Origin of the sequence: Myroides injenensis M09-0166, from assembly GCF_000246945.1 — a bacterium.
Taxonomy (GTDB): domain Bacteria; phylum Bacteroidota; class Bacteroidia; order Flavobacteriales; family Flavobacteriaceae; genus Flavobacterium; species Flavobacterium injenense.
On the sequence record NZ_BAEX01000140.1, the window covers coordinates 1 to 4,163 of the forward strand.

At 29.4% G+C, this 4,163-nt stretch carries 7 protein-coding genes; 1 reads left to right on the plus strand and 6 read right to left on the minus strand.

The features are described from left to right. Nucleotides 1–199: 199 nt before the first annotated feature. Entirely contained in the window at nucleotides 200–1,003 is an 804-nt protein-coding gene (locus RH98_RS14705; RefSeq protein ID WP_010257153.1) for a DNA alkylation repair protein, read from the minus strand. A 2-nt stretch (nucleotides 1,004–1,005) separates the two neighbouring features. Continuing rightward, entirely contained in the window at nucleotides 1,006–1,644 is a 639-nt protein-coding gene (locus RH98_RS14710; RefSeq protein WP_010257156.1) for a peroxiredoxin-like family protein, read from the minus strand. Nucleotides 1,645–1,734: 90 nt separating this feature from the next. On the opposite strand from RH98_RS14710, the gene RH98_RS14715 reads away from it, so the two are divergent. Beyond that, a complete protein-coding gene (locus tag RH98_RS14715; protein WP_010257159.1) occupies nucleotides 1,735–2,085 on the plus strand; it encodes a winged helix-turn-helix transcriptional regulator in 351 nt (116 codons plus the stop codon). Between the two features lie 2 nt (nucleotides 2,086–2,087). Here the strand turns inward: RH98_RS14715 and RH98_RS14720 are convergent, their stop codons facing one another. The 4 genes from RH98_RS14720 to RH98_RS14730 form a co-directional block, all read right to left on the minus strand. Then, complete coding sequence (locus RH98_RS14720; protein WP_010257162.1) at nucleotides 2,088–2,738, minus strand: hypothetical protein; 651 nt, start codon at nucleotides 2,736–2,738, stop codon at nucleotides 2,088–2,090. A gap of 68 nt (nucleotides 2,739–2,806) precedes the next feature. Next, nucleotides 2,807–3,229, minus strand: a complete 423-nt coding sequence (locus RH98_RS14725; protein ID WP_262491733.1) for a DUF6304 family protein — start codon at nucleotides 3,227–3,229, stop codon at nucleotides 2,807–2,809. A gap of 12 nt (nucleotides 3,230–3,241) precedes the next feature. Further along, nucleotides 3,242–3,463: a hypothetical protein gene (locus RH98_RS15690; protein WP_141629452.1), complete on the minus strand. Its 222-nt coding sequence runs from the start codon at nucleotides 3,461–3,463 to the stop codon at nucleotides 3,242–3,244. A 60-nt stretch (nucleotides 3,464–3,523) separates the two neighbouring features. Then, nucleotides 3,524–4,045, minus strand: coding sequence for a hypothetical protein (locus tag RH98_RS14730; protein WP_026038944.1), 522 nt, complete (start codon nucleotides 4,043–4,045; stop codon nucleotides 3,524–3,526). Nucleotides 4,046–4,163 lie beyond the last annotated feature (118 nt).

A 4,163-nucleotide genomic window follows, 5' to 3' on the forward strand; every position in this document is an offset into this window, starting at 1 on the left:
ACACGTAGTATAACAACATAATGACAACAAATAAATCAGCAAAAATTAACGACTTATAAAAAATCATTTTTTATTAACAGCCTTTATACTAAAAAGATACCTCCAAATATGATATTAATCATATTTATACAATATCGCAAAATGCGAAAAGTTGTTTTTCTTCTTATCCGACCCTTTTCGAAGAAAAAAAAGTAAAAATCTAGCTCTTTTTCTCAATGCTTCTTGAGGCTTTTTTTATGATATAAAGTCGGTTTTTATTTTGAGTTTCGTCCTTCCATTTATTTAATAATTCGATACAAAATTCGGGGTTGCTCTTACTAGCGTCATTAATCCAATTTGCAACACTGTCTAATACGTATTTAGATTCATCATTTTTTAAAGCTTCCAATATGGGTAAACCAAGTGAAGGATCTTTTTTCAAAACCTCAATATGGTTACTCCAGACTCCTCTAGGTCGAGTTGATTCAGTAACAAACCTTCTTATGTTCTCATCATCGTCATTAGTCCAATCCAACAAAATAGCAAGTGCTTCTTCTAAATTTTCAAAAATATCTTTGCGTACAGCCATCCAACAGATCTCTCGTACCCCAAAATGCTCATCACTTGCAAATTCCTTTATCATTGACAATTTATCTTTAAATGAAATAGTAGAATTATAACCAACAAAATAAGTAGCCCAACATCTTACAAGATCGCTAGTATGATTCTTTAACAAAAAGAACAATTCCTGGTCACCATAGTAAACACTAGAGTCAAATAAAGTTTTACCGATACATTGATTTATAGTATTTACGGTAACCTTTTCCAAATCATCTAACGATTTAAAAACTAATGCTACATAGTGCGTCCTACCTAATTGTTTCATTACATTAATAAGTAGCAACCGCTGATCAATTGCTAACCACTCTGTAAGGTTTGCACTCTCTATTAGACCTTCGTTTAATTGAACCATTATCTCTGGAGATATATCTTTCTTTGACCTAGCACCTTTTCGTTTTTCCATATCTAAATGTTTTTTAAAACATCACCTATATTTAACCTGTTCATATAATCAACATCAAAGTGATGATAAACAATCTTAAAAGTTTCATCTACAATATAAGTCGCTGGTACAGGAAGAACATTCTCATCGCTATCATTACTTGCCTTAAGATCTATACCTAGCGTTTTATATATTGGTAACACATAATCTTGTAAAGCAAAAGATATGCCCAAAGCCTTTGCTAAACTATTATCTTTATCCTGATAAATAGGAAAAGGCATTTCTGTAACTTCACTCCATATTTTATTATTTTTCCAGCCTTGGGGAGTTATCAATACAACTTCTGCATCTCTACTTTTTATTTTCTCATAATTTTTGATGAGATGATTTACCTCAACGTTACAAAATGGGCACCAACTTCCACGCAAAAATGAGATGATTAACTTCTTACCTTTAAATTCTTTCCTTAATTGTATTTCATCCCCTAAAATGGTATACAAATTTGACTGAGGAAAAAGATCTTGAACAGTTAAAAAACGTTCTTGTAAGTTTAATCTCCTTATATCATCTATCGACTGTTGGAACTTCAATAATATATCTTCTGATAACTGTTGTTGTAATCCTTTCTTTAACTCTTGTAAAGCTTCTATAATTTCATTCATAATATTACTTATTTTTGCAAAGATTAAAAAGCCAAATAGTCTGTACAATACCGCACTTTTTTAGCCCATAGTCATTTAAAAGTCACTTTTATGAAAAATAAGGAGAGAACAATAGAAGAAAAAATATGTCCATTAGAATTTGCTGTAAATGCAATTAGTGGAAAATGGAAAATCCCTATTGTATGGCAAATAAATAACGGTAAAAAACGACCTAGTGAAATGCTGAGAGGAATAATGAAAGTCGATAGAAGAGTACTTAATCAACAACTAAAAGAACTAGAGATAGACGGCGTATTAAATAAACCCAGTTTTAATGAACTTCCTCCTAGAGTAGAATACACACTCACCCCATTAGGTGAAAAACTAATAGATGTTTTATGGCAATTGAATGCATGGGGGGAATTATTATTACAAGAAAAAAAAGAAGAAGCAAATCGGTAATCTTACTTAATATAAGCACTATAATAAATTGGCTTTTGCTCAAAAACTTCTTTTAAAAATTTAAAATCAAATTTACATTCGTACTCTTCTATAGTATCGCAGTCATACTTTGTATCTGTCATACCATCTTTATGATAAATATACTTAGTAAGATACACCTCAACTTCTTTTTCTAATGCTAGATAAATAGCTAAATTATCTCTATCCATTTCTAAAATAACAGTAGCTAATAAGTCTTTATTGTCAAATTTTATAGGTATTAAAACTTCATTGAGTGTCAGGCTTTCAATATAATCAATGCGATTTTGGTATTTAAAATACGCATCAGACCCAAACTTTCTTCTGGAATGTCTAATTAAGTCATCAGCATCGTTATAATGTGGATTAATATAATCTAAGGCAAGAGTATCCTCTTCAATATCGTATCGATAACGATGTTGCTTTATAGTGATATTGTCTAAACTAATAGTCAGCGCGAATTTTTTGATTTTATATAAAGAATACTTTGTATTTATATCATTATCAAAATAACTCTTTGCTGATTTTCTTTTTCTAAAATATGAAGCTGCAGTATTCTGATATATTCCATGTAATACCCATACAAGGAATATTCCACTTGCCACCCATATTACAAAAAACAAATAATCCTCCATTGCTTTAATTTGTTAATAAATTTAACAAATTAATATTTAACTACCTAATTACTAATAAATGAGAGAAACTATCGATAACCAATGCTATCTCCCCTTACTATAAATTGAGCACATAGGTCAATTTCTTGTACTCGTAATGGAGTATGAATATCCCACAGTTTTATATAATCATCTTTAGACGCACATTCTAAATACTGATCTTTTGCATTCCTAAAACAATATAGAGTACCAAAACTACTGTTGCCATAGACACTGTAATCCGCAAACATACAGCCAAAACAATTCTTCAAATAATACTCCTTTCTAAATTGTTTCTTTAAATTTTCAAAAGCTTCTTCAAAACACTCTCCTGCTCCTGCATAAAAATTACAATTTATATCTACTTCTAGTCGAATATATTCTTTATCCAGAGCTCTATTCTCCTGTTCTATTCCCAACTCATAAATAACAAACAAAATAACTTGACTATTTTCTCCTTTATTATTTACTATAGTTAATGGCGTCTAAAATTGAAAACTACAATTACAAAGACAACCGAAAGAATCGATACTAAAAAAGCTATTATCTATTTCTTCTTTATTTCTTACTTGTAAATCAAAAAACTCTTCTCCTATAAAAATCATATTATCTATGTAGACTGTCAATGATTGAAAATCAATTATCAATTCTAATTTTCTCTTTTGCCCATTATGGTGATAATATCCTTTGTAAACCTCTTTTCTCAAAACTCTATCCTTAAAAAAAATAGAGATTAACTATGTAGTTAATCTCTATTTATGTATTTATTATCCTTCAAAATCACCGCAATCATGAACTTCAAAAGAAGCTAACTTACTTTTTATCGTATAGAAACTCCCTAATCTATATAATTCATGATCTAAGGGTTCCCCTTTATAATGTAGTTCATATAATGGTAATTCATTAATTCGAATAAACATAAACTCATTAATTGGTGTTTTTACAATGATTTTATTTTCATTTTCCTCTATGCTTAGAATTTTAAATGATAGTTGTGTTTGAATATCGCATGCATTCATCAATGTAATCATTTCACCGTCTATCAGTAAATTAGCTACATCACAAGCATAACAGTTTCCAGAAAAGTCAAGACCATATTTAGTCAAGACATCTTCACTTCCTTCTTTAACTATTTCTAGAGGAAGTAATAATTCACTTGTTAATACTTCAATAGATTTACTATTCACTGTATTTTCAATATTGTTAATTTCTTCTATCACTTCCTCTCTCTTCTCTTTACATCCGAAGAAGACTGCCATCACAAGGACTACACAAACTATTTTTTTCATAATATCTATTTACCAACAAAAATAAAGCGCATTATAGTTATTACAATAACCATTAATAGCTATTTTTTTAAAATGTAAGATTAAACTTTCCTATCGATAATTAATTATGAAATAATAT

Coding starts and splice junctions, on each gene's coding strand:
- RH98_RS14705 (WP_010257153.1), bottom strand. CDS start 1,003: ATGGAAAAACGAAAAGGTGCTAGGTCAAAGAAAGATATATCTCCAGAG.
- RH98_RS14715 (WP_010257159.1), top strand. CDS start 1,735: ATGAAAAATAAGGAGAGAACAATAGAAGAAAAAATATGTCCATTAGAA.
- RH98_RS14730 (WP_026038944.1), bottom strand. CDS start 4,045: ATGAAAAAAATAGTTTGTGTAGTCCTTGTGATGGCAGTCTTCTTCGGA.
- RH98_RS14710 (WP_010257156.1), bottom strand. CDS start 1,644: ATGAATGAAATTATAGAAGCTTTACAAGAGTTAAAGAAAGGATTACAA.
- RH98_RS14720 (WP_010257162.1), bottom strand. CDS start 2,738: ATGGAGGATTATTTGTTTTTTGTAATATGGGTGGCAAGTGGAATATTC.